At 41.2% G+C, this 25,137-nt stretch carries 28 protein-coding genes; 12 read left to right on the top strand and 16 right to left on the bottom strand.

The window, feature by feature from the left end:
• Positions 1-237: 237 nt before the first annotated feature.
• The 6 genes from ACESMA_RS13395 to ACESMA_RS13370 all read left to right on the top strand — a co-directional run bounded on the left by ACESMA_RS13395 (position 238) and on the right by ACESMA_RS13370 (position 6,317).
• Positions 238-588 carry a thermonuclease family protein gene (locus ACESMA_RS13395; protein WP_372949344.1) on the top strand — a complete coding sequence of 117 codons (351 nt, stop codon included), beginning with the start codon at positions 238-240 and terminating at the stop codon, positions 586-588.
• 130 nt (positions 589-718) lie between these two features.
• Entirely contained in the window at positions 719-2,938 is a 2,220-nt protein-coding gene (locus ACESMA_RS13390) for an amino acid permease (protein WP_372949343.1), read from the top strand.
• Positions 2,938-4,002: a magnesium/cobalt transporter CorA gene (gene corA, locus ACESMA_RS13385; protein ID WP_372949342.1), complete on the top strand. Its 1,065-nt coding sequence runs from the start codon at positions 2,938-2,940 to the stop codon at positions 4,000-4,002. The genes ACESMA_RS13390 and corA overlap by 1 nt, the downstream gene beginning before the upstream one ends.
• Before the next feature lie 11 nt (positions 4,003-4,013).
• Positions 4,014-4,931, top strand: a complete 918-nt coding sequence (locus tag ACESMA_RS13380) for an NAD-dependent epimerase/dehydratase family protein (protein ID WP_372949341.1) — start codon at positions 4,014-4,016, stop codon at positions 4,929-4,931.
• A 39-nt stretch (positions 4,932-4,970) separates the two neighbouring features.
• On the top strand, positions 4,971-5,891 hold the full coding sequence (locus ACESMA_RS13375; protein ID WP_372949340.1) for a mechanosensitive ion channel family protein: 921 nt from the start codon (positions 4,971-4,973) through the stop codon (positions 5,889-5,891).
• Positions 5,892-5,900: 9 nt separating this feature from the next.
• Positions 5,901-6,317 carry a thiol-disulfide oxidoreductase DCC family protein gene (locus ACESMA_RS13370; protein WP_372949339.1) on the top strand — a complete coding sequence of 139 codons (417 nt, stop codon included), beginning with the start codon at positions 5,901-5,903 and terminating at the stop codon, positions 6,315-6,317.
• Here the strand turns inward: ACESMA_RS13370 and ACESMA_RS13365 are convergent.
• The 8 genes from ACESMA_RS13365 to ACESMA_RS13330 form a co-directional block, all read right to left on the bottom strand.
• Entirely contained in the window at positions 6,306-6,845 is a 540-nt protein-coding gene (locus ACESMA_RS13365; RefSeq protein WP_372949338.1) for a DUF4924 family protein, read from the bottom strand. The two genes, ACESMA_RS13370 and ACESMA_RS13365, sit on opposite strands and share 12 nt — an antisense overlap.
• Before the next feature lie 75 nt (positions 6,846-6,920).
• Positions 6,921-7,298, bottom strand: coding sequence for an RNA-binding S4 domain-containing protein (locus ACESMA_RS13360; protein WP_372949336.1), 378 nt, complete (start codon positions 7,296-7,298; stop codon positions 6,921-6,923).
• Position 7,299: 1 nt separating this feature from the next.
• Entirely contained in the window at positions 7,300-7,866 is a 567-nt protein-coding gene (pth, locus tag ACESMA_RS13355; protein ID WP_372949335.1) for an aminoacyl-tRNA hydrolase, read from the bottom strand.
• 12 nt (positions 7,867-7,878) lie between these two features.
• On the bottom strand, positions 7,879-8,538 hold the full coding sequence (locus ACESMA_RS13350; protein ID WP_372949334.1) for a 50S ribosomal protein L25/general stress protein Ctc: 660 nt from the start codon (positions 8,536-8,538) through the stop codon (positions 7,879-7,881).
• A gap of 175 nt (positions 8,539-8,713) precedes the next feature.
• Positions 8,714-9,655, bottom strand: a complete 942-nt coding sequence (locus tag ACESMA_RS13345) for a ribose-phosphate pyrophosphokinase (protein WP_372949333.1) — start codon at positions 9,653-9,655, stop codon at positions 8,714-8,716.
• Positions 9,656-9,753: 98 nt separating this feature from the next.
• Positions 9,754-10,359: a ribosome biogenesis GTP-binding protein YihA/YsxC gene (yihA, locus tag ACESMA_RS13340; RefSeq protein ID WP_372949332.1), complete on the bottom strand. Its 606-nt coding sequence runs from the start codon at positions 10,357-10,359 to the stop codon at positions 9,754-9,756.
• A gap of 56 nt (positions 10,360-10,415) precedes the next feature.
• Entirely contained in the window at positions 10,416-11,399 is a 984-nt protein-coding gene (locus tag ACESMA_RS13335; protein ID WP_372949331.1) for a type I phosphomannose isomerase catalytic subunit, read from the bottom strand.
• Positions 11,400-11,509: 110 nt separating this feature from the next.
• A complete protein-coding gene (locus ACESMA_RS13330) occupies positions 11,510-11,863 on the bottom strand; it encodes a Dabb family protein (RefSeq protein WP_372949330.1) in 354 nt (117 codons plus the stop codon).
• A gap of 62 nt (positions 11,864-11,925) precedes the next feature.
• Here ACESMA_RS13330 and udk point away from each other — a divergent pair, with 62 nt between their 5' ends.
• Together udk and ACESMA_RS13320 are read left to right on the top strand one after the other, a co-directional pair.
• On the top strand, positions 11,926-12,540 hold the full coding sequence (udk, locus tag ACESMA_RS13325; RefSeq protein WP_372949329.1) for a uridine kinase: 615 nt from the start codon (positions 11,926-11,928) through the stop codon (positions 12,538-12,540).
• Entirely contained in the window at positions 12,540-13,262 is a 723-nt protein-coding gene (locus ACESMA_RS13320) for a 3'-5' exonuclease (RefSeq protein ID WP_372949328.1), read from the top strand. The genes udk and ACESMA_RS13320 overlap by 1 nt, the downstream gene beginning before the upstream one ends.
• A gap of 118 nt (positions 13,263-13,380) precedes the next feature.
• Here the strand turns inward: ACESMA_RS13320 and smpB are convergent, their stop codons facing one another.
• The 3 genes from smpB to uvrB form a co-directional block, all read right to left on the bottom strand.
• A complete protein-coding gene (smpB, locus tag ACESMA_RS13315; RefSeq protein ID WP_372949327.1) occupies positions 13,381-13,839 on the bottom strand; it encodes an SsrA-binding protein SmpB in 459 nt (152 codons plus the stop codon).
• Positions 13,840-13,905: 66 nt separating this feature from the next.
• The gene (locus tag ACESMA_RS13310; protein WP_372949326.1) at positions 13,906-14,475 is read right to left on the bottom strand and encodes a YIP1 family protein; all 570 of its coding nucleotides are present in this window, start codon (positions 14,473-14,475) and stop codon (positions 13,906-13,908) included.
• 35 nt (positions 14,476-14,510) lie between these two features.
• A complete protein-coding gene (uvrB, locus tag ACESMA_RS13305; protein ID WP_372949325.1) occupies positions 14,511-16,547 on the bottom strand; it encodes an excinuclease ABC subunit UvrB in 2,037 nt (678 codons plus the stop codon).
• Positions 16,548-16,738: 191 nt separating this feature from the next.
• On the opposite strand from uvrB, the gene ACESMA_RS13300 reads away from it, so the two are divergent.
• Positions 16,739-17,452 (top strand): hypothetical protein, encoded by a 714-nt coding sequence (locus ACESMA_RS13300; RefSeq protein WP_372949324.1) that lies wholly within the window; start codon positions 16,739-16,741, stop codon positions 17,450-17,452.
• Between the two features lie 24 nt (positions 17,453-17,476).
• Positions 17,477-19,126 (top strand): hypothetical protein, encoded by a 1,650-nt coding sequence (locus tag ACESMA_RS13295; RefSeq protein ID WP_372949323.1) that lies wholly within the window; start codon positions 17,477-17,479, stop codon positions 19,124-19,126.
• Positions 19,127-19,251: 125 nt separating this feature from the next.
• Here the strand turns inward: ACESMA_RS13295 and ACESMA_RS13290 are convergent, their stop codons facing one another.
• Positions 19,252-20,307: a hypothetical protein gene (locus ACESMA_RS13290; RefSeq protein ID WP_372949322.1), complete on the bottom strand. Its 1,056-nt coding sequence runs from the start codon at positions 20,305-20,307 to the stop codon at positions 19,252-19,254.
• Entirely contained in the window at positions 20,304-20,915 is a 612-nt protein-coding gene (locus tag ACESMA_RS13285; RefSeq protein WP_372949321.1) for an HAD family hydrolase, read from the bottom strand. The genes ACESMA_RS13290 and ACESMA_RS13285 overlap by 4 nt, the downstream gene beginning before the upstream one ends.
• Before the next feature lie 104 nt (positions 20,916-21,019).
• On the opposite strand from ACESMA_RS13285, the gene ACESMA_RS13280 reads away from it, so the two are divergent.
• Positions 21,020-21,442, top strand: a complete 423-nt coding sequence (locus ACESMA_RS13280; protein ID WP_372949320.1) for a hypothetical protein — start codon at positions 21,020-21,022, stop codon at positions 21,440-21,442.
• 2 nt (positions 21,443-21,444) lie between these two features.
• Here the strand turns inward: ACESMA_RS13280 and ACESMA_RS13275 are convergent, their stop codons facing one another.
• Positions 21,445-22,674 carry a PQQ-binding-like beta-propeller repeat protein gene (locus ACESMA_RS13275; RefSeq protein WP_372949319.1) on the bottom strand — a complete coding sequence of 410 codons (1,230 nt, stop codon included), beginning with the start codon at positions 22,672-22,674 and terminating at the stop codon, positions 21,445-21,447.
• Between the two features lie 229 nt (positions 22,675-22,903).
• Between ACESMA_RS13275 and ACESMA_RS13270 the strand changes: the two genes are divergently transcribed.
• Positions 22,904-24,193 carry an aminotransferase class I/II-fold pyridoxal phosphate-dependent enzyme gene (locus ACESMA_RS13270; protein WP_372949318.1) on the top strand — a complete coding sequence of 430 codons (1,290 nt, stop codon included), beginning with the start codon at positions 22,904-22,906 and terminating at the stop codon, positions 24,191-24,193.
• 14 nt (positions 24,194-24,207) lie between these two features.
• On the opposite strand, the gene ACESMA_RS13265 is transcribed toward ACESMA_RS13270, so the two are convergent.
• On the bottom strand, positions 24,208-24,531 hold the full coding sequence (locus ACESMA_RS13265) for a type II toxin-antitoxin system PemK/MazF family toxin (protein ID WP_372949317.1): 324 nt from the start codon (positions 24,529-24,531) through the stop codon (positions 24,208-24,210).
• Entirely contained in the window at positions 24,522-24,767 is a 246-nt protein-coding gene (locus tag ACESMA_RS13260; protein WP_372949316.1) for an AbrB/MazE/SpoVT family DNA-binding domain-containing protein, read from the bottom strand. Before ACESMA_RS13260 ends, ACESMA_RS13265 begins: the two co-directional genes overlap by 10 nt.
• Positions 24,768-25,137: the final 370 nt, after the last annotated feature.

Raw genomic sequence — 25,137 nt, 5'->3', positions numbered from 1 at the left:
TTCCAGTTCAGCCTCAATTTCTTTTATTTCAGCCATAATTTCCCTGTATTTGGCTTTCGACTTTTCTTTCAGGTCACCGCTCTTCGATTCCAACTCTTCCACCTTTGCAAAAAGTTCATCTATTCCCTTTTTTGCTTTTTCCCTGAATTCTTCTCGTTTCATTTTTTCGAATTTTGATTTATGTTTTGCTCAAATGTAGTAAATTGTAGAAAATTTATTCACATAAACCAAAATTGTATGTACCAGTATAAAGCAAAAGTAGAGCGTGTTGTTGACGGAGACACCATTGACGTGAACATTGACTTGGGGTTTAAAATAATTACAAATCAGCGTATCAGACTGGCCGGGATTGATACGCCTGAAATTTTCAGTGTAAAAAAAGATACCCCGGAATACCTTTTTGGACTGGAAGCCAAACAGTTTGTTGAGAACAGGTTGGCAGCAAACAACAACGAAGTAATAATTGTAACGGAAAAATATACCGGAAAATACGGACGATATATTGGCACCATCACACTAGCCGATAGCGATAAAACTTTAAACGACGAACTGGTTGAGAAAGGGTTTGCCCAAAGAGTAACATATTAACAGATATCTGATTCAGAAAAAACAGGTAGAATAATTACTCTGAATCAGCTTAATTTGGCTGCTATTTCCCGAAATTTTTATTTAGTTCCATTTTCATTTTCTATCTTTCGAAAAAATACCTAATCAGATTATGAGCACTGACATAAAAAAGTTCGGTACTGCACCTGTTTTTTTTACAGCAATTTCAACCATTCTCGGCGCCATTCTGTTTCTTCGGTTTGGTTTTGCAGTAGGCACACTTGGGTTTTGGGGTGTTATTCTGATAATATTACTGGGGCACCTGGTGACCATTCCCACTGCCCTGGCCATTTCCGAAATTGCTACCAATAAACGGGTAGAAGGCGGCGGAGAATATTTTATCATTTCCCGGTCATTTGGTTTAAATATAGGAGCTACAATTGGCATAGCGCTATTTTTCTCCCAGGCCATCAGCGTAGCGTTTTATGTTATTGCTTTTACCGAGGCATTCGAGTTTCTGTTTAATTATATTGCTGAAAACTTCGGATTCGTGCTTCCGCGCCAGGCTGTCAGCCTTCCGGTTATGGCCGGACTGGCTGTGCTCATAATAAAAAAAGGAGCTAACCTGGGTGTAAAAGCACTTTATTTTGTTGTGGCTATTCTGTTCATTTCCCTTATTATGTTTTTTTTAGGAAGTACAGGACATGCCGATGAATCGACATTTAATCTGGCCAAAGCCGAGCTCCGCAATCCACAGGACTTTTTTGTGGTATTTGCCATTATTTTTCCGGCCTTTACGGGAATGACTGCCGGCGTGGGGCTTTCGGGCGATTTGAGAAAACCCTCGGTTTCCATTCCTCTTGGAACAACCCTGGCTACTTTTTCAGGAATGATTATTTACTTTTTTGTGGTGTATAAACTGGCCAAATCAGTTGCGGTAGAAGATTTACTGGAACACCAGTTAATTATGGCCCGCATTGCGCTTGGAGGTGTTATTGTTATTCCGCTTGGACTGGCTGCTTCTACCATTTCATCGGCATTGGGATCTGTAATGGTGGCGCCCCGTACACTTCAGGCAATTGCACTCGACAGGGCATTTCCCTCCAAAAAAATAAATTACTGGCTGGCAAAAGGACGGACTGGCGACAATGAGCCGGTAAATGCATCGCTGGTAACATCCATTATTGCTTTCGTATTTGTGGCCTTAGGCGATGTAAATGCTGTGGCTTCCATCATCTCCATGTTTTTTATGGTTACTTACGGATCGCTTTGCCTCATTTCGTTTCTAAACCACTTTGGGTCATCCCCATCCTACAGACCCTCATTCAAATCGCGCTGGTATATTTCGCTCACCGGTTTTGTGGTGGCGGTTTGGGTAATGTTCAAAATTAGCACACCTTATGCCCTGCTCTCTTTTGGACTTATTGCAGCTATTTATCTTTATGTGGACTATTACCATAAATCACGCAAAGGGTTTGCTTCTATTTTTGCCAATGCACTTTTCCAGCTTAACCGGAATTTGCAGGTAATGATTCAGAAAAAACAAAGTAAAAAAGAAAAAAGGGAATGGCGGCCAAGTGCCATTTGTATTTCAAAAGATTCGTTTAAACGCGATAAAGCTTTCCGCCTGCTTAACTGGATTTCATACAAATACGGGTTCGGAACCTACCTGCACCACATTGTGGGTTATTATTCAAAAAGCACAAACGAACAAGCACAGTTCGAACATAAAAAATTGCTGGAACATGTAAACAACATTGAAAACCATGTATATATCGACACTCTGATTTCACCATCCAATACCTCTGCCATTGCACAGGCCATTCAAATTCCGGGAATTGCCGGTATGGAAAACAACATGGTTATTTTTGAATACGATAAGGAAAATCCCAAAAACCTGCCGGAAATAATCGACAATTTTGCACTGGTAAGTTCAGGCGATTTCGACATTTGTGTTCTGGCTAGCAGCAATCGTGAAATTCCTTATAAAAAGGGAATTCACATTTGGATTAATTCGCTTGATACAGAAAATGCCAATCTTATGGTTCTGCTTGGCTTTATCATTTCGGGGCATCCCGATTGGAAAAAGGGCCATATACAGATTTTTAACATTTGCCGGCCCGATGATGAGGATAAAACGAAAAAGGCAATGGACGAACTCGTTCTTTCGGGCAGATTACCTATTTCAGGAAAAAATATCAGACTGCTGGTACAGGAACAGAATGTTTCAGCCAAATCCATTATTAATGAGCACTCTGCAATTGCCGGGCTTACACTAATTGGAATTCGCGAAGAATTGGTTAAAAAAGAAAAGGAAAAGTTGTTTGAAGGTTACCATGAACTGGGTACCATCTTATTTGTTCACTCAAAAGATCAGAAACCTATTGAATAATGGCACGTTTTATTAAAAGCAGGAAGAAATCGCATGGAACTATACCCGGCTCTTTAATATTTATCGGGAACCAGAAAATGGAGAAACCCGAAATTCACCTTATGTTATACAACAAAGAGACACTGGAGGAAAAACAAATTGAATCCACAGATGAAATTCCTGAGACAATACCGGAAGGTTCTGTATTATGGGTGAATATTTACGGACTTCAGGATACAGAATTAATTTCCAAAACCGGTGAACGATTCTCCATTCACCCGCTGGAACTGGAGGATATTTTAAACACCGACCAAAGACCAAAAGTGACTGAAAGTGAATCGAACTTTACTTTTTTTCTGAAAATTCTGCAATACTACGAAGACACGGAACGGGTTGCCGGCGACCAGATTTCCATTGTTCTAAGCAAAAATACTTTAGTTACCTTTCAGGAAAAACCGGCACACTATTTCGAGCCGGTGCGCGAAAGAATCCGAAGCGGTCGCGGGCGTATTCGTACTTCAGGTGCCGACTATCTGGCTTATGCGCTTATTGACACCCTTGTTGACGGGTACATTCATACCATTGAAAGACTGGGAACCGTTTTGGAAGGAATGGAAGTTGAGGTGCTTCAACACTCTCAAAAATCAACCCTCGAAAAAATCTACCGTTTAAAAACAAACATCGGATTTCTGCGTAAATCTATTTTTCCATTAAAAGAAATTATGCTTACGCTGAATAAATCTGATTCGAACCTCATCCAGAAAAAAACAGTCAGCTTTTTGAAAGATTTGAACGACCTGACTACACAATCGCTGGAAGCTGTTGAAATTTACCACAATATGGCCAATGATTATCTGAACATTTACCACTCGAATGTAGCTAACCGTACCAACGAGGTGATGAAAGTACTCACCATTTTTGCATCCATTTTCATTCCACTTACTTTTATTGCCGGTGTTTACGGAACCAATTTCGATTATTTGCCTGAATTACATTTCAGGTTCAGTTACTTTATAATGTGGGGAGTTATGATAACTATTGCAGTTGTGATGCTATTTTATTTTAAACGAAAAAACTGGTTTTAAAAATGAATGAAATGCAAGTAATTTTAGGAGCAGGAGGAGCTATTGGAAAAGATTTGGCAAAAGAATTAAAACATTTTACAAAAAAAGTGAGGCTGGTAAGCCGGAATCCTCAAAAAATAAATGAAAACGATGAATTGTTTCCGGGCGATTTAACTGACACACAATTTGTTGAACAAGCTATAAAAGGCGCTGATGTAGCCTATCTTGTTGCCGGTTTGCCTTACCGGGTGAAAACATGGAACCAACACTGGCCGGTTATAATGCGAAATGTAATTACGGCCTGTAAAAAGTATAAGTGCAAACTGGTATTTTTCGATAACATGTACCTTTACGATGCAGAAAAGCTGAGCCCAATGATAGAAGAGACAGAAGTGAATCCGCCATCGAAAAAAGGCAGGGTGAGGGCACAAATAGCACAAATGCTAATGCATGAAGCAGAAAATGGAAATCTAAAGGCTCTGATTGCACGGGCTGCCGATTTTTACGGACCTGGTATCAGTAACAGTATGTTTAATGAGGCAGTGGTAAAAAACCTGAAGGCCGGCAAAAAAGCCAACTGGTTCTGTTCTGTTAAATACAAACACAACTTTACCTTTACACCCGATGCAGCCAAAGCTACCGCCGTTTTGGGAAACACAGAAAATGCTTACGGACAGGTTTGGCATTTACCAACCGTTCAGGCGCAAACCATGCAGCAATGGATTGAAGCTACTGCCCGCGAACTGGGAGTTGAACCCAAAACCATGGTGGTTTCCAAATTTTTAATTGGTGTACTTGGCTTGTTCAATCCGCTCATGCGCGAAATGAAGGAAATGCTTTACCAGTACGATCGAGATTACGAATTCGATAGTTCGAAATTTGAAACGGTTTTCAAAATGAATCCAACGTCTGCAAAAAAGGCAATTAAAGAGATTGTTGGAGCTTTATGATGGCCGGGAATTTTGTAAATTCTAACCTTAAAATAATAAATGAATAAAGTCTTTGAATTTTGGGCCGAATCAACTGGATTACCTCTTGAAACGCTAAGTAAAATATTGCTTTCGCTGACAATTATTTTGTTTTTATACCTGCTGAAAATTATTGTTTTACGTATTGTTTGGCGGCAAACTAAAAATGTAAAAACCCGGTACCAGTGGAAACGAAGCATTTCATTTATCATGCCTTTTTTGGGTTTAATTCTGGTTGGAAGTGTCTGGCTTCAGGCATTCAGGCAGTTTGGGGCATTTTTGGGACTATTTTCAGCAGGGTTGGCCATTGCTTTAAAAGATCCGCTGACAAATCTTGCGGGCTGGTTTTTTATTCTCTTCCGACATCCCTTTGTTGTGGGCGACCGCGTACAGATTGCCAATCATGCCGGTGATGTTATCGACATCAGGCTTTTTCAATTTACAATTCTTGAAATTGGAAACTGGGTGGAAGCCGACCAAAGCACCGGCCGCATTATCCATTTGCCAAACGGAAAAGTTTTTACTGAACCGCAGGTGAATTACAGCACCGGTTTCGACTACATCTGGAACGAAATGCAGGTGCGCCTGACGTTTGAAAGTAACTGGGAAAAAGCCAAAAAAATTCTTCAGGATATTATAAACCAACGAGCCGAAAATATAGATCGCGCGGCTGAACGGGAAATTTTTGAAGCCAGTAAAAATTTTATGATTCACTACACGCATTTAACACCTTACGTTTATACCTCAATAAAAGAGTTTGGCATTCAACTTACCATACGGTATTTGTGCAATCCGCGCAAACGCAGGGGAACTGAAAATGAGATTTGGCAAGACATTTTAAGTCAGTTTAGTAACCACACCGATATTCAGTTTGCCTATCCAACCACCCGCTTTTATACCCGAGGGGAAAGCAAGGGAGAACAAAGTCATACCAGCAATTAATTTTTTGTGATGAGTAAAAATCCACTTGTTCTTTTCGACGGCGTTTGCAATTTATGCAACGGAACGGTGGATTTTATTTTGAAAAGAGATCGAAAAAAGCAATTTCGTTTTGTGACACTTCAGTCTGAATCTGGCGAATTAATCCGTAAAAAATATCATTTCCCGGAAGGAATAGATTCGGTTATATTCATTCTTGAAGGAAAAGTATTTTATGAATCGGATGCAGCCCTGGAAATTGCCCGGTTGTTGCCAGCGCCCTGGAAATGGGCCACGATTTTTAAAATTGTGCCTGTTGGTTTGAGAAATGCAGTTTACCGGTGGATTGCCCGAAACCGGTACCGCTGGTTTGGAAAAAAGGAAGAATGTCGTATTCCAACACAAGAGGAACGGAAGTTTTTTCCCGGACCAAACGACTTAGAGCTCTAAATCACCGCTTTCAAAATCTTTAAAAAGTTTAGATAAAAGAGCCAGCCACTGGCTTAACCTTTTTACTGCATCTTGTGTTTCTGCGGTAATTTCCTTTCGCTGAATTTTTAATAGCAGATATCCATAAACGCCATCAATGGCAACCTGAACATCGTTTTCAGCAGCAGGATTTTTTTGTTTCAATTCATTTATCAGGCCTGCAACAGCCTTATAAACCGAAACATACATCATATCCGTCTCAGTTGTCATTAAACGTAAGTGAAATTGATGCAGGTCGTTCACCATATTTGTCAGAAACTGAAGGTGACCAGCCTTTTGTTTTCCTTCCTTTTCCATCATCACCGCCAGGTTTTTATACCAGCCGGAAATTTCCTCTTTTGTTTTCTTTTCGGCCTGATATCTGGAAACCAAATTCTCATTTATCAGTTCCATGTCGAGGTGAAATGCCCGGATTAAATCTTCCACCTGGTAGAGGTACAAAATATATTCGGCAAGGTTCTCTTTTCTCTTTTTTAGTGCAACCAGCATTTTTTTAATTATTGAGTATTTCCAATCCAAACTGTTTTCAGGCAGAAATAATGCTAAAAGTTAAGCCTTTTTTGATTAAAGATCAAAAAAGTCATCGAGTTTGCGGCGCTCTTTTTTTGTAGGCCTGCCAGCACCCCGGTCACGCGAAATCCAGTTCATTTGTTTTTGCATGTCCAGAATTTCAAGTTCTTCGGGCGGTGTAACATCCTCCATAAAACCGGATGTCAGCTTTGCCGACATACGCTTTTCGGCTAATTCAAGCACTTTAAAACTTCTGGTTAGCGGAGGTTTGCGCACTTTAACCACTTCGCCGGGATGCACATCGCGCGAAGGTTTTACGGGCAAATCGCCTACCTCAACACGGCCTTTTTTGCACGCCTCGGTTGCCTGGCTGCGTGTTTTAAATATACGAACAGCCCAAAGCCATTTGTCAATTCTAACACTTTCACCCATGTTACTTTTTTTTATTGAAAAAGTTCATGGTACGTTCCACGCCAATGGTTCCGAAACTCTGAATGATTTCAATGCACGAATCAATTCTTTCGGGAAGTTGTTCCTTCTCTTCACGGCTCCATTCGCTTAACACATAATCCACCTGAAACCCGGGATGAAACTGGTCTCCAATTCCAAATCGCAGCCGGGCATAATCGTTCCGCCCGAGCACTTCAGAGATATTTCGCAATCCGTTGTGGCCACCATGACTTCCTTTTGCTTTTACGCGTAATGTGCCAAATGGTAATGCCAAATCATCAACAAGCACAAGCATATTTTCTAACGGAATATTTTCTTTCTGCAACCAGTAATTTACGGCCCTGCCACTTAAATTGACATAAGTGGTGGGTTTGAGCAATACAAAAGTGCGCCCTTTGAATTTATACTCGGCCACAAAACCGTAACGATTATCGCTAAAAGCAATATTGGACGCCCCGGCCAGAGCGTCCAATATTTGAAATCCAATGTTGTGACGAGTATTTTTGTATTCCGGGCCGATATTTCCAAGGCCTGCAATTAAATACTTCACATCATCCTGTTTTTATTGTTCTGATGATTCAGCAGTTTCAGAAGTTTCTGCACTGCCTTCACCTTCGCTAACTTCACCTTCAGCACCTTCTTCTTCCTCATCTTCCGGAAGCATCATGGCCGACTTGGCTACCCTGGTGGAAATTACAGCCACAATCAGGTTCGATTTATTATCGAGGAATTCCAGGTTTTCACGCTGAAGCTCACCAACTTTAATGCTGTCGCCAATACCCAGTTTGGTAATATCCACTTCAATTGTATCAGGTAAATTTTCAGCAAGGGCTTTCACACGCAATTGGCGCATGTTCATTTTTAATTTACCCCCGGCTTTTATACCTTTTGCTGTACCAACCAGTTTTACCGGAACACCAATTTTAACCAGCTTTTCTGCTTCAATTTTCAGAAAATCAATATGCAGAATATCCTCTTCAACCGGATGCCATTGTACATCCTGAATCATGGCTTTAACCACTTCTCCATCAATTTCCAAATCGATTAGGTAAACGTTAGGTGTATAAACAAATGGTCTTAAATCGCTGAAAGGTACTGCCAGGTGGGTCACTTCATCTTTTCCGTACAACACTCCGGGAACCAGTCCCTGTTCACGCAGTTTTTTTGCGTCTTTTTTTCCGAGGTTTTCTCTTTTTTGCCCCGTAATTTTCAATGACTTCATTTTAAAAATTTTACGTTAATAATTATGGTACTCAGTCCTTCCCGATAGTTATCGGGACAAACAGCATGCATAATTAAAAGTGAACTTTTCCAAACTCAATAAAAATGAGCTTTTTAAAAGATTCGTTCACCCTAATTGCTCCTGCTTTTCGGAAAAAGCGGTGCAAAGATATAAATTAGCGGTAATATAACGAACTTATCGACTGATTTTTATAGACTCTTCTAATGGCTTCACCCAAAGCATCGGCAATGGTGAGATACTTCACTTTATCGCTATCGGTTTTGGAAGGCAACGAATCGGTAAAATAAACCTCTTCCAGGGCTGACCGTTCAATGCGCTCAATAGCAGGACCAGACAATACACCATGAGCTGCAAATGCCCTTACGCTGCGGGCGCCTTCCTTTTTCATCAGGTTGGCAGCCTTTGTAATTGTTCCGGCAGTATCTATCATATCATCCACAATAATTACGTCCTTGTTTTTCACGTCGCCAATTACGGTCATGCTGTTTACTTCGTTGGCCTTGGCTCGTGTTTTATGGCAAATAACCATATCCGTCTGCAACATACGAGCATAAGTATTGGCTCTTTTGGTTCCACCCACATCGGGCGATGCAATGGTCAGGTTTTCGAGCCCCATTTTACTGATGAACGGAATGAATAAAGCAGATGCATAAAGATGATCAACAGGTACATCGAAAAAGCCCTGAATCTGGTCGGCATGTAAATCCATGGTAATTACACGGTCAATGCCGGCTGCCGAAAGTAAATCGGCCATAAGTTTTGCACCAATAGAAACACGCGGTTTGTCCTTTCTGTCCTGACGAGCATACCCGAAATAGGGAATTACCGCAACCACATGCGAAGCGCTGGCTCGTTTGGCAGCATCAACCATCAACAGCAACTCCAGCAAGTTTTCGGCAGGTGGTGGAGTTGACTGTACAATAAAAACATGAGAACCGCGGATGGTTTCCTCGTAGCAGGGCTCAAACTCGCCATCGGAAAAAACCGGGCACGACGACACGCCCAAATCAACATCGAGACTATCACAAATTTTTTCTGTTAAGTACTGTGTAGCTCTTCCTGTGAAAATTTTTAACGGATGATTTTTGCTTCCCATAGGTATGTTGTTTTTGTTTTCGTTTTGGAAATAGGGTAAAGTTAATGCATTCCCCCTTTTTTTACTATGAAATAATGTATTAAATCTCTTTTTCCGGATCACATTTTCTGGTTTGAAGTGTTAATTTTTGCAATATAATGGAGTATTTCTTCGCGCCCAATTCCTTTTTCAGCGGAAGAAACAAAAAGGGGTGGAGCAGATTCCCAGGTTTCCAGCAATTTTGATGTGTAATTTTTTAAATTGACTTCCAACTCCTCCGGTTTCAACTTATCGGTTTTGGTAAAAACAATAGAAAAAGGAATCTGGCTAAGGCCAAGCCATTCCATAAATTCAAGATCGATGGGTTGCGGGTTATGGCGGGAATCGATTAACACGAACAAATTGTAAAGGTTTTCGCGTTTCAGAATGTAGTTTTTTAAAAACTTTTCCCATTTCTCCCGTTCCTTTTTTGCAATTTTTGCATATCCGTAGCCCGGCAAATCAACAAGGTACCATTCCTCATTTATCAAAAAATGGTTTATCAATCGTGTTTTTCCCGGTTTCCCGGAAATTTTTGCCAGCGATTTCCTTTTTGTGAGCATGTTAATTAAAGAAGATTTACCCACATTCGAGCGCCCGATAAATGCATATTCCGGCTTGTCGGGCCGGGGACACTTTTCAACATTGGTGTTGCTTACAATAAAACGGGCTTCTTTTATCTCCATACAGGTAAATTTCCTGAGGGCAAATTTCGTAAAAATTTCAGAACGGCAAAAACGGATTATTTAATGTAAACTTCCAGAGTTTTAACTTCCGGCGTCAAAGGTTTCAGCCTGAACGTTTCGAGACTTGCCGGAACAAGCACTGTTTCGCCTTTTTCAATGGTCACTTCACCACCGTCATATTCAAGGCCGAATCGTCCTTCAAGATTCATGTAAACAATAAACGAATCAATCTGAAAAAAGTCTTTTTCCAGTTGTTCGGAAAACTGCAGCAAATTGGTGGTAAAATATTCACAACTTACTATTTCGGAAGATTGATTTTCTTTAACGGTGTATTTGGTTTTGTAATCATCGCGGTACGAAAAGTCGATGGCATCCAGTGCCAGGTCATTATGCAGTTCACGGTAATTTCCCTGAGCATCTTTCCGGTTGTAATCGTAAATGCGGTAGGTAACATCAGAGGTTTCCTGAATTTCAGCAAGTACCACACCTTTTCCAATGGCGTGAACCCGTCCGGCAGGAATATAAAATACATCGCCCGGTTTGGCTTCATCGTAATGAAGGATTTCATCAAGGTTTCCCTTTTCAAGGTATTTTAGATATTGTTCCCGGGTCAACTGCCGGTTAAAACCTGAATTTATCAGAGCTCCTTTTTCGGTATGAATGACATACCACATTTCGGTTTTGCCGTAGGCGTTGTGCCGTTTTTTTGACAATTCATCATTGGGATGCACCTGAACGGAAAGATCGTCATCGGCATCAATATATTTAAAAAGCAACGGAAATTCAATGCCAAATTTTTTAAAAACCTTGTCACCCACCAGGTCGCCCATGTAAATTTCCACCAGTTCTGTTAAATTATTTCCTGCCAAAAAACCATTGCTTACTTCAGAAACATTTCCTTCAACTGCTGAAAGTTCCCAACTTTCGCCGCAATTTGGAAGTTTGCCAAAGTCTTTTCCAAGCAAAGTTTTCAGACGATTTCCACCCCAGATTTTTTCGAGGTAAATGGGCTTAAATTTTAACGGATACAAACCGGGCATAACTTAATTGATTAATTATGAGTGATTATTGATTAGTGATTATTGACAAGAACTCTGATTGTATTTAATAATTACTAATGACCAGTGACCAGTAACTGATTAACAGCAACTTAGATAAAGTAATCAACCGCAGCGCGCTCAACTGTTGTTTCCTTAATACGTTCCACTACTTTCAGATGAGCCGGATGTTCGCGGTAAGCCTCAAGGTCTCTTACCGATTCGAAATGAGAAATGAGCGCCAGGTCGTAACTTTTTGCATCAAGTTCATAATTTTCTCCCACTTCAATGTATTTAACCTCATAAATTTTACCCTGAAGTGCTTCGAGCATTTCTTTTAATTCGGCAATAATTTTGGCTTTTTCCTCAGCCGGATATTCTTTCAGTTTAAAAAGTACTATGTGGTTTACCATATCGTAATGAATTTTTGTACCTTCGTTTTCAGGCAGCGAAATTAGTGATTTCAAAGCAGGAATTCATGTAAAAAAATGAAATTCAACCAATATTAACAATAAACTAAAAGGGGAAAATGCTGATAATTGGGATAGCCGGGGGAACCGGTTCCGGAAAAACAACGGTGGTACAAAAAATTATTGAACAGTTTTCGGAAAACGAAGTTGCTTTACTTTCACAAGATTCATATTACTTTGATAATGGGCACCTGAGCCTGAAAGAACGGCGTGCCAAAAACTTTGACCACCCCGATTCGGTTGAATTCGATCTGCTGATTGACCATATAAAAAAACTGATAAACGGAGAAGCGGTGGAAGAACCGGTTTATTCTTTTATTTCATGCTTACGCCAACCCGAAACACGACGAGTTGAACCCCGCGAGGTGCTGATAGTAGAAGGAATTTTGTGCCTGACCAACAAAAACCTGCGCGACCTGATGGATATAAAAGTTTATGTGGATTGCGACTCAGATCTGCGCCTTTCCCGTGTTATTCGCCGGGATTTAAACGAACGTGGCCGAAATGTAAACCAGGTGCTCGATCGCTACGAAAAAACAGTTCGTCCCAGCCATTTGCAATTTATTGAGCCGACCAAACGATTCGCTGACATTATTATTCCGCAGGGAGGAATGAACCAGGTGGCCATAAATATTTTAACCAATCACATCAACCACACTTTAAAATTCTTGTAATGCTCAGAAATTTAAATATTGAAGAAGTTCTTTTTATCGATATTGAAACAGTACCGCAGGCGCCGGAATACAATGGCCTTAACGAAAAATGGAAACAGTTGTGGGAACACAAAATGCAATTCCAGATTAACAATGATGAACCTGCAGAAGTACTTTACGACCGGGCCGGAATTTATGCCGAGTTCGGACGAATCATCTGCATTTCGGTAGGTTATGTTTTTCAAAAACAAGGCGAACTGTTTTTTAGGGTGAAATCGTTTTTCGATGACGATGAAAAAAAACTGATCCAAAACTTTTTCAATGCGCTGGATGCCTTTTCGCGAAAAGGAAAACGCAGGCTCTGCGCTCACAACGGGCAGGAGTTCGATTTTCCGTACATTGCCCGCCGCGCACTGGTTAACAACATCAACCTGCCAAAAATTCTCGATATTGCCGGCGCCAAACCTTGGGAAATAAAAGACCAGCTGATTGACACGCTTCAACTCTGGAAATTTGGCGATTACAAACATTACACTTCGTTGTCGTTATTATGCGAGTTGTTTAATATTCCCACTCCAAAAGACGATATCGACGGTAGCCAGGTAGCTCGTATTTACTGGGAAGAAAACGACATTGACCGGATTGTTCGCTATTGCGAAAAAGATACCCTGGCGGTGGCCAACCTTCTTTTAAAATACAAAGGCGACAAAATTATTCCGATGGAAAATATGGAGGTGGTTTAGGAAGACGGAAGTTGGAAGTCGGAAGTTGGAAGTTGGAAGTTGGAAGTCGGAAGTCGGAAGTCGGAAGATCCATCAACAAGTGACTGATGACTAATGACCAGTGACCAATGACCAGTGCCTAAAACTTCATCATTCGATCCATTTCGCGTTTTGAATCTTTTTGCTTCAAAGTTTCGCGTTTGTCGTAAACTTTTTTTCCGCGGGCAAGTGCAATTTCAAGCTTGGCCAGGCCACGGTCGTTAATAAAAAGCCGGGTTGGAACAATGGTAAGCCCCGATTCTTTTAATTTACGATCCAGCTTATCAAGCTCCCTTTTGGTAAGCAATAACTTTCTATCGCGCTTGGCCAGATGATTGTTGCAGGTCCCCAGTTCATATTCTGAAATATGAATGTTTTTGGCATACAATTCTCCTCCGTGAAACTGACAATACGCATCGTTCATGCTCACTTTGCCGTTGCGGATGGATTTCATTTCGGTTCCAACCAGTTGCATGCCGGCTACAAATTTTTCTATCAGTTCGTATTCAAACGATGCTTTTTTATTCCTTATATTAATATTTGCTTTCGGATGTGCCACAAAAAATAAGTTTAAAGTTCCCTGTATAAAGTTTAAAGTTATCAGCATTGAATTCTGCCAAAACCTTTACAAAAATGCTGTTAATAATTTCGACAGAAAAATACTCAAAAAACTAAAGACAAAAAAATTAGCCATGGTGGTAACTAAAATATAACTAATTTGCTTCCTTTCCGGGAATACGAGTAAAGCTTTCACCCCAACCCAAAATATAAAAAAGCCATATAAACCAAGTGCATCCATCACATACAAAAATGGGAACATTCCGGTAATTAAAGAAACCAGCAAAAAAGGTGTGAGTGAATAAACAACCAGTTTGCGGGCAATAAAAATGTTCTTTATACCACCAAATGTTTTTATCAATTCGTTGGTTAGGAAAACGGAAAAAACATAGTGAAAAAGAAACAGCAGGATTTCGCGGCCGGCTTTCATAAGCGGAAAAGTGAGATAAAACCTGGAGCCGCGAATGAGTTCACTGACAAAAATAGCCAGAAAAATTACTACCAGTAAAGGCAAAAAATAACCTGTAAAAGATTGTTTATCTATGCTTTTGCTTTCCTTTTGTTGTTCCCAAAACCTGATGGGTTCAAAAATTACCTCCTTAAGCGTTTTGATAATTCGATTGAAATTAACTTTCATTTTCGACTTTTCTGTTTTTGGTGCAAAAATACATTTTATCTATTTAGGTTAGCCTGCTCTTTCTTGTCCTTCAACAATCTTTCGAATGCAAACATCTCGTCGCGCAAGCGGGCTGCTTCAATAAAATCGAGCTCTTTGGCAGCAGCTTTCATTTGCTTTTTCAAATTTTCAATGGCTTTTTCAAGGCCATCTAAACTCATGTACTTCACAACCGGATCGGCAGCCACATCGGGCAAACCAGATTCTCCATATTCCACTGGTTTTTTTCCACCCCGGAACTCGTAACCAATAATTTCGCGGGTAGGTTTTACAATTTGTGTTGGCGTAATATTGTTTTCCTCGTTATATTTCAACTGCTTTTCGCGGCGATAGTTTGTGGCATCCATGGTTCGCTGCATGGAATCTGTAATTTTATCGGCGTACATAATTACCATGCCATTCAGGTTTCTGGCAGCACGACCAGCCGTTTGGGTGAGCGAACGTTCCGAACGCAAAAAACCTTCCTTGTCGGCATCCAGAATAGCGACCAGTGAAACTTCAGGCAAATCAAGTCCTTCGCGCAGCAGGTTAATTCCCACAAGCACATCGAACTCTCCTTTTCGCAGTTGTTCCATAATTTCCACCCGCTCCATGGTATCCACATCCGAATGAATATAACGGGTTTTCACACCCATGTTCAGCAGGTATTTCGATAATTCTTCGGCCATCCGTTTGGTAAGTGTGGTAACCAGCACCCTTTCGTTTTTTTCGGTTCGAAGGTGAATTTCGTGCATTAAATCGTCAATCTGGTTGGCGCTGGGTCGCACATCAATAATGGGATCGAGCAAACCGGTTGGCCGAATAACCTGTTCCACCACAACGCCTTCGCACCTGGCCAGCTCGTAATCAGCCGGAGTGGCGCTCACATAAACCACCTGGTCCACCAGGTTTTCAAACTCTTCAAATTTTAACGGACGGTTATCCATAGCCGCCGGCAACCGGAAACCGTATTCCACGAGCGTTGTTTTGCGCGAATTATCGCCACCGTACATCGCCCTGATTTGGGGAATCGTCACATGGCTTTCATCAATTATTGCCAAAAAATCGTCAGGAAAATAATCGAGCAGGCAGAACGGCCGGGTTCCCGGTTTGCGCCCGTCGAAGTAACGCGAATAGTTTTCAATTCCCGGGCAATAACCCAGTTCACGCATCATTTCCATGTCGTATTCCACGCGTTCTTCAATGCGTTTAGCTTCCTGATGTTTGCCAATTTCTTTAAAATAGTCAACCTGTGCTACCAAATCATCCTGAATATGCCTGATTGCCAATTGCATGCGCGACTTGGTTGTAACAAAAATGTTGGCCGGGTAAATCACAACTTCATCCATTTGCTGAATGGTTTGCCCTGTAAGTGGGTCAAAACCTGAAATTTCTTCAATTTCATCGCCCCAGAAAACTACTCTGATGGCCGTGTCGGCATAGGCCGGATAAATGTCCACCGTATCGCCTTTCACCCTGAAATTTCCCCGCTGAAAATCCACTTCGCTACGCGAATACAACGCATCCACCAATTGACGGAGCATGGCGTTGCGGGCAACCTTCTCCCCTGCTTTTAATTCGGTTACGTTGGCATGAAAATCTTCAGGATTTCCAATTCCGTATAAACACGAAACCGACGAAACCACAACCACATCGCGCCGGCCCGAGAGCAACGATGATGTTGCACTCAGCCTAAGTTTTTCAATGTCCTTATTTATTGAAAGGTCCTTTTCTATGTAGGTGTCGGTGGTTGGCAAATAGGCTTCCGGCTGGTAATAGTCGTAATACGAAACAAAATATTCAACAGCATTTTCGGGAAAAAACTGTTTCATTTCGCCATACAACTGGGCCGCCAGCGTTTTGTTATGACTCAGAATTAAGGTGGGCCGCTGCACTTTTTCAATAACATTGGCCATGGTAAAAGTTTTTCCCGAGCCGGTAACACCCAGCAGGGTTTGAAAACGTTCTCCGTTATTCAAACCTTCCACCAACTGCCTGATTGCCTCAGGTTGATCGCCGGTGGGCTGGTAATCTGAAACCACTTTAAATTGCATGATGCAAAACTAATGAACAGTTTCAGAAATCTTTCACTTTTCCTGAAAACATACTTCCATTTTTCTGATACTTTAACTATACAATTGCTGAAAATTAAAGACTTAAACGTTATTTTGAAAATTCAAACGTTATCACATTATATAAATCATAAATTTGCATCAGGTTTTTAACCAAGAATAATCATACATAAATGAGATACAAAATATTCCTTGTCGCAGGCGCTGTAATTTTTTTTAATTTGCTTTACAACAATGCCACGGGACAAAATATTCAAGAGCCGGAAGAAATTGCACCGGCAGAAATTAAAGGACTTTTTATTGGCGGACAGGCATCAACCAACGGATTAGGATTTAATCTGCGTTATGTTTTCGGAAAACGACTCACGTTAAAGTCCGGCGTGGAATCGCTCAATCTGAATTACAGTTTTCAGTTTGATGAACAAGACATTTCGTATAAAGCCGATTTCAACTACAAAACCGGGGGCATTTTTTTGATGGCAGACTATTTTTACACCAATTCGCTTTATATAACCGGCGGCGCCATTTTTAACGACTTTCAACCCAAACTGGAAGGAGTAGCCAACAGCGATATGCAATATGGCGATATTACAATACCTGCCTCGAAAGTGGGCGGTTTTAACATGCAGATTGAACCCGATTTAAAAATTTCGCCTTATGCAGGAATCGGGTTTCGGAAATTTATGGGGAAAAAGAAAATGGTTACTTACAACTTTGAAACCGGACTTTATTACATTGGCCCACCACATATAAATATTGATGCCACCGGACTTCTGGCCCCAACCGCCAATCCTGCCCATGGGAAACAACAATACCTCGAAAACCAGTTTTCGGTTTATAAATATTACCCCGTGGTTAAATTTGCAATTGCCATTCGGCTTTTTTAACTTCGAAAACAAAATTTATACAAAATGAAAAATAAAAGTTTAAAAACAATAATCAGAAGTTTGACAGTTTTAGCGGTTTTTGCAGCTATTTCAGCGTGCAGCAGCTACCTCGACAACCCGCTAAAAGACAGGGAAACCGGTGAAGATATTAATTTACTGATAATCGATTTTAACTTTTTCGAAACCCGCATTTCGGTAAAACTTACTGATGCCAAAGATGGTTCGCTGTTAAACGTGCCCGCCACGTTAAAGTTTACCGGAGAAAACGGTAACGATATTGTTACATTTACCGGAGAAAAACGACCGGAATTTTTAACCTCTCAGGGGCAACTGGAGGTTACCGTAGATCCCAATGTTTCCATTTCTGAAAATGCACCGCTGCAATTTGCAGTTAGTGTACAGGCAGAAGGATACAACAGTGTTAGCAAAGGTTTTCAGTTTCAATCTGAAGGGAAAAAAACCATTGAACTTGAATTGTCGAAAACTGAAGATGAAGAAGAATCAGATTATGGCGATGATATTGGTTTCGGAGATGGCGACACTTCGCTTGTTTTTTCGGTCTTACAAAACCAGCAGTTAAAATCGGCACAGGTAAACGAGCCTCCTTACAAAGTTCAATATGAAATTTCAATAGCGAGTTTTCTTAAATTCAAAGATTTGAATGGAAATCTTTTGTTTGGTTCTACAGAGGAACTACTGGAAGCATACAATGCCGATAAAGCCAACTTCCTGAAATTGACCATTAATAAATTTACCGATTACAATCCCGAAACAGATGTTTTGGATATAGACGGCCAGCGTGTAAGCGTTTTGTTTCACAAACTGGAAACCGGCCGGCTAACAAAACTTGTTGTTAACAACATTGAAGTGGCCAGTCTGAATGGCGGAACTATTCTTTCGCGCTGCATATATACCGAAACTCCTGCTCCCGATATGTTTGGGTTTGCTGTTTTTTTAACCGACAGGTGGAATATTACAGGAGCAGATACAGCATATACCAGCCTTAACTTCAGTTATACACTGGCAAAGGCATCCACCGAACCGCTTTGCTCTATTGGCAGTCAAATAACTTTCCGGTCTGGCGTTATTTCAAGTTTTTCTATTGATGCCGATGTTTACGACATGGAAGACAATCTGCTAACCACCATCAACTTCAAAGGAAATTTCCCCGAAACATTTACGGTTGAAAATACACCTCAAAAGGCAGTGAAACTGATTTTCAGAAACAACAACCCTGCTTTTCAGCCATTGTCTCCGCTTGAAATTCCTGATTTCTGCTCAGGCAGTTACGAGGTTCAGGTAACACCTGTTGAAGGTTATGCAGAGTACCAAATTGTATTGAAAGCATTTTGTCCCGACAATCCCACCTTTGCCATTGCTCCCACATACAGCGGAGAATTTAAAATAAAAGGCAGTGAGAATCCCTGGCAGGGAGCCGACATGACAGGCGGAGTTGTGGATTTACTCGGGTTCCCGGGCCAGGAATACCAATACCGGCTGCTTTGGGAAAATGAGTGGGAATATTCCACATTAGTTACTGAATTTGATGAAAATGGAAATTATCTCAATCCAAGTGGCTCCAAAATCAGATCGGAGCGAATGGATGATGGCCGCATAAGAATTTACATTGAACACATATTCAGCCAGAACGTGTGCGACGATTTGGGTTGGTAGCGTTGGCAGAAAAGGAGAAGATGAGAGAGGGAGAAGGTGAGAAAATGAAAGCCGGGAGGGGAGTAAAAGATAAACAAGTAAAAAAAACAAACCTGCCATCCATTTTCACAAAGCCATGAGGAAAATTACCGGCGCAGCCTGAAATAAACCGGAAAATGATCACTGACTCCACCGTAATAATTGGGACCACCGTATGTCCGGTTGGGTGATATTTCGCCATCGCGGTTTTTATATTCCATCCACTCTTCCCTGAAAATGTGCCCTTTTTCTTCCACGCAGCGAAAACCTTTATCGTCGAGTAAGCCTGGCGATACAATCAGGTTATCGAGCATATTCCAGTTACCCCTGTAATTGTAGGTTCCTTTTCCATCCTTAAAATCAGGAAACATAAGGTTTACCAAAGTTGCGCCAGGAGTGGACGGAGGTTGTGCATTTAAAACTTCCAGCAAACTTTTGTTGTCCGGATCGTCGTTCATATCGCCCATCACAATAATGTGTGCATTGGAACTGGAAGCCATCACCGAATCGATTTTCCCTTTTAATATGCGGGCAACTGCTAAACGCTTTGGCTCGGTTTGCGCCACTCCGCCAATGCGCGATGGCCAGTGATTCACAAAAATATGAAACTCTTCCCTGTTACGGGTACGGCCTTTTACATATAAAATATCCCGGGTAACTGACTCAGGATCATTTTCAAAAGAAACTGAAACAGTGAAATGATCGGTAACTTTAAATTCTTCAGGGCGATAAACCAGCGCACAATCAATGCCTCTGAAATCAGGACTTTCATGATGAACTATTTCATATTTTCCATTGGCCAGCAAACCGGTCTGAACAAGTTCTGTCAGAACCTGTTCGTTTTCCACCTCGCAAAGCCCAACTATTTCCGGCAAATCGCCTTCATTTATCCCGCTAATCACCCTCGAAATATCGGCTAATTTTTTCCGGTACTTTATCAAATCCCAGTTTTTATCACTTTCGGGAGTAAATTCTTCATCATTTTTCCCGGGTTCATTTTCCAAATCGAACAAGTTCTCTACATTGTAAAATGCCACTGTCATGTTACGATAGGTAGCATTTTTCCAGGGCGCACACGATGTAAAAATCAGAACTGTTATAATGATGATCGATTTATTTATCCAAAATAAAAGTTTTGGTTTTGTTGTATTTTGCTGTATCATATCTCTTTTCCAATGGTTACGTTATAAAAATCAGTTACAAGGGTTGACATCATTCCGGCTGCATTGGCTGCCTGAATGCCCAAGTCGCCATCCTCGAAAACCTGGCAAAATTCCGGTTCAACACCCAATAATTCGGCACACTTCAAAAATGTTTCGGGGTGAGGTTTTGGATGTGTAACATCTTCACTCGAAACCAGGATTTCAAAATAGTTTTCCAAACCAAGTATTTCCAGTGATTTCCAGGCCAGCCTTTTGTAGCCTCCGGTTCCCACAGCCATGGGTAATTTCCCGTGGTATTTTTTTACCAGCTCAACCACCGGCTCAACCGGTTTCATTTTGTGCATTATTTTTTCGTATTCAGCCTCTTTGAAATGCCCGATTTTTTCCGGGTCCATTTGGGTGCCAAACTGTTCATTCAGTTTTTGAATGGTTCCTACCGCAGGAACTCCGGCCAGCGTGCCAAACAATTCCGGGGTAAATTCAATTCCATAATCCACCAAAATATTTTTATAGGCCCAAAAATGCACCGGCATGGTGTCGGCAAGGGTTCCATCCAGGTCAAAAATAAGCGCTTTTGCCTTGGGGTTAATCTCCAGTTTTTTTACCATAATTCATTTTAATCAAAACTTCAAAATTAAAAATAAAAGCCCTTTTGTCCCAAAGCTTTTCAGATTAAGGAAATTTCACCAACTTTGTTTCAAATTTATTTACAATGAATCAGGACACTTTATTATATACTCTGCCCCAGTGGTTCGTATTTGCCGGAATAATTGCAAGCATTTACGGTTGGGTGGAACACAAAAAAACCTTCCGTCTGCTTGGGCCTGTAATATTTTTTCTTTTGGGAATATTTTCCCTGTATTCAATTCTGAACGGAAGCTTTTCATCCAGCGAATTTTTGACTCCAGCCGAAATCATAAGCGAAGAAATGGAGGAGGAAACGATGGAAGATATTCCCTTTGTTGCCCAACTTTTGCCAGCCTATTTTGCATTTTTGTTTTCCGGACTGCTGGCTGTTCCCACTTTCATTCTGGAGTGGAAAGAAAAGAAGGGCAAAAACCTGATGGTTATTCTGACCGCCCTGGCCGGGGTCATGGGGTTTTTTATTATCGTAGGGGCACTGAGGAGTTTGTAGTTCTATTTCACTTCCCAGCAAGTAAGGTTTTCCTTATCTTTAATGTAAATTCTGTTTCCCGAAACCAGTGGGTGTGCATAAACATCTGTTGAAGAAACCTTATAAATTGCTTTTTCAACATATTTCTCCGGATTCGGTTCATAAACAATCAAGTCACCTTTTCCGGTTAAAGAAAGCATCTCATTGCCCAAATCGAGGATTGAAGCAAAACGGTTATGCGCCGTGGTATCTGCCCATGCAGTTTCGCCGGTTGCAGCATTCAGGCAAAACAGTTTCCCCAACCGGGATTCGTGTCCGTATAAATAACCATTTTTCAGCACCGGTGTGTTAAACGAAACGCCAAATTCAGGATTATGCCAGTTTTCAGTCCAGGAAAACTCATTTCCCGACTTTTCAATTTTGAATGACTTAGTACCTATGCCCTGCCCGGCAATGTATATAATCTGCCCGGCAACAACAGGGGTTGAAGAGTTGTAAAACCTACGCTCACCGGGAGTGGGAATCCGCCATAAAACATTTCCTTCCAAAGAAACCCCCAGCAACTCAGTTTCGGTTTGCACAGCAAGCACCTGTTCGTTTCCGATTTTCATAATTACCGGAGAAGAGTAGGTGGCTGGTTCGTTGTCAATCGTCCAAACTTTTTCACCGGTTTCGGCATGAAAAGCCACCATCGAGCCGTTTTTCCCACCCAAATGAACGATACATTTATTATCAACCAACAGTGGCGACATGCCCACAAAAAAATCAGGCATTTCAGTATTTTCGTTGTTTTTCCAGATTAATTCACCTGTCTTTGCATTGAGGCAATTCAATACTCCGCCAACGCCCAGCGTGTAAACTTTACCGGCGGAAACATAAGGTGTACTCCGTGGTCCCGGATGTGGCGCTGCTCCGCCTGTTACTTCGGGGGAAACATTATTCACGGTCTGCCAGATTTCTTCTCCCGATTCTGCATCCAGACACAAGGAAACTTCATTTTCACCTTGTTTTACATGAAGGAAAATATGGCCATCTGCTAAAGCCGCAGATGCATCGCAAAAGCCTACATTTTGTGTCCATACTTTGGTTAATTCCGCAGGCCATTTTGCCGGCGACTGAAAATTTTTCACTACGCCGTCCCGATTAGGGCCACGCCAGCCAGGCCACTCGCTGCCGGTTTCTTTACCACACGAAAGGAGAATTATTGAGACCAAAACAAAAATAAAATTCAATGGGAAATTCGTAGTTTTCATATCAGGTTGTTTTTTGGTTTAAAAGCTAAATATACAAGGTTTTTTGATACGATTCAACAATTACAAATATTTCTCAAATTCACCTTTCAGAATGGAATATGTTAGAATTTTATCAAAAAACGCTTCAATTTGTCAACAATCTGAAATTATTAAAGGGTTGTTTTCTATCTTGCAATCCGAATTTTCAGATTCTTTAAAATTGCATTGAAAAAACAGAAAAATACAAACTATGAATCCACAGGCTGAAGAACTCAACCAGATTATCCGGCAAAAAAGTCCGGCAGTTTACGACATGCTTTCCGAAAGGGGCAAAAATATTTTCTTCCCGAAAAAGGGAATTCTGGGACAAACTGCCGAAGCAAAAGGCACACGCATAAATGCCACCATTGGCGCTGCTGTTGAAGACGACGGTACACCCATGCGGCTGGAAACCATCGCATCGAAAATCGATCTCGACCCATCGCTGGTATTTCCGTATGCACCCAGTTTCGGGCGGCCCGATTTACGTTCGAAATGGAAAAGCATGATTTACGAGAAAAACCCGTCGCTGGGAGAAACGGTACTAAGCCTGCCTGTGGTTACCAACGCGCTGACCCACGGCATCAGCATGGCCGGTTACCTGTTTGCCGATGCCGGCGACGAAGTGATTGTGCCCAGCCTGTTCTGGGGAAATTATAACCTCACCCTGGCCAACGGTTACGGCGCCAACCTGGTAAAATTCAACCTGTTTAAAAATAATCAGTTCGATTTGGAAGCATTCGAAGCCAAACTGAACGAAGGAGAAATCGGGAAAAAAATTCTCATTCTGAACTTTCCCAATAACCCCACCGGTTACACACCAACCCAGGAAGAAGCGGACGGAATTGTTTCCATTATTGCCCGAGCGGCAGAAAAAGGAAACAAACTGGTTTGCATTACCGACGATGCCTATTTCGGGCTGGTTTACGAAGACGGTGTTGCACGCGAAAGTATTTTTGCACAGCTGGCCAGTTTGCACGAAAATGTGCTGGCCGTAAAACTCGACGGCGCCACCAAGGAAGATTACGTTTGGGGTTTCCGGGTTGGATTTATGACCTTCGCTGTAAAAGGCGGCGATGCGGAACTGTATTCAGCGCTCGAGGCCAAAACGGCAGGCGCCATCCGCGGAAACATTTCCAATGCGTCAAACCTTTCGCAATCGCTCATGTATGCTGCTTACAACAGTGCTGAATATGGTGTTCAGAAACGGGCAAAACACCGGATTATGCAGCAACGCTACCAAGCAGTGAAAGAGGCGTTAAATGAAGAAAAATACCTGAAATATTATAAAGCGCTGCCGTTCAACTCCGGATACTTTATGTGCGTTCAACTGGCCGATGGGCTCGACAGCGAAAAAGTACGGCAGGTGCTCATCCAAAAATACAGCATCGGCACCATTAGCCTCAACGGCATTTTACGGCTGGCTTTCTCCGCCGTTGCCGCTGCTGATGTGAAAGAGATGTTCGAGGGAATTTACAAGGCTTGCGAGGAGTGCAGATGAAAAAAGTTTCTTTTTTAGTCAATATAAGTTTCTTTTAGAACCGATTTTAATTCTTGAATTTCAAAATCCTGTAGTTCTCCAATAATTTTTATTATTCTTTGCCTGTCAATTGTCCGGATTTGGTCTAAAACAATCCAGCCGGTTTTATTGTCATGCTTAACTTTTACCCTTGTCGGATATTTTTTGGATCTTGTTGTCATTGGAGCAGTTACAATCGTCCGTAAATATTTATTCATCTCATTGGGAGAAATAACAACACAAGGTCGGGTCTTTTTGATTTCACTCCCAATTGTCGGGTCCAAATTAACTAAAATGATTTGGTATTGTTTTATTTCCATTCTTCCAGGTTTTCATCGTCAAATATATCGTCAATCAAAAAATTGTCATCTCCATTTTCAGCCATTTTTTCAAAAGCTTTTTCCCAATCTTTTCTTGGTTTTGAAATGGGTTTTAAAATAATCTGCCCTTTATCCATTATTAAATCAACAGTGTCTTTGATATTGTATCTGTCAAGCAGGGTTTTACTCAACCTGATTCCCTTTGAATTTCCGATTTTTATAACTGAAATTTCCATAACCTATTTTTTGAAATGTAATTACAAAGTTATAACATTTCATTGGAATTCAAAATTAAGGATAACGTTTGGTACAAGTGGAGTGCGGGATTTTGAAACGGGTTCCTGTAAGGGTTGCATGGAGCCAACCCGGCGTACCTTTAAATTTCTATTTGAAACCGTCAACCGTCAAAGACGGATTGGCGGTGGTTAAACAATGCGCAAATGTTGGAACGCCACGCCGTCCGCATTACATTTGCACATTATAGGGCGTTTTTTATTTTATTGAGTAATTAATTCTACTTTGACAGATTAAAAATCTTCAATTTTAATGTGTATTTATTTTGTTAAAACCATTGAATAATAGTATATTAGATGCATAAAATAACAA

The sequence above is a fragment of the Mariniphaga sp. genome, from assembly GCF_041687215.1.
Classification (GTDB): Bacteria; Bacteroidota; Bacteroidia; order Bacteroidales; family Prolixibacteraceae; genus Mariniphaga.
Note: the sequence above shows the minus strand (reverse complement) of the source record. Positions and strands in the feature narration are given on the sequence as shown.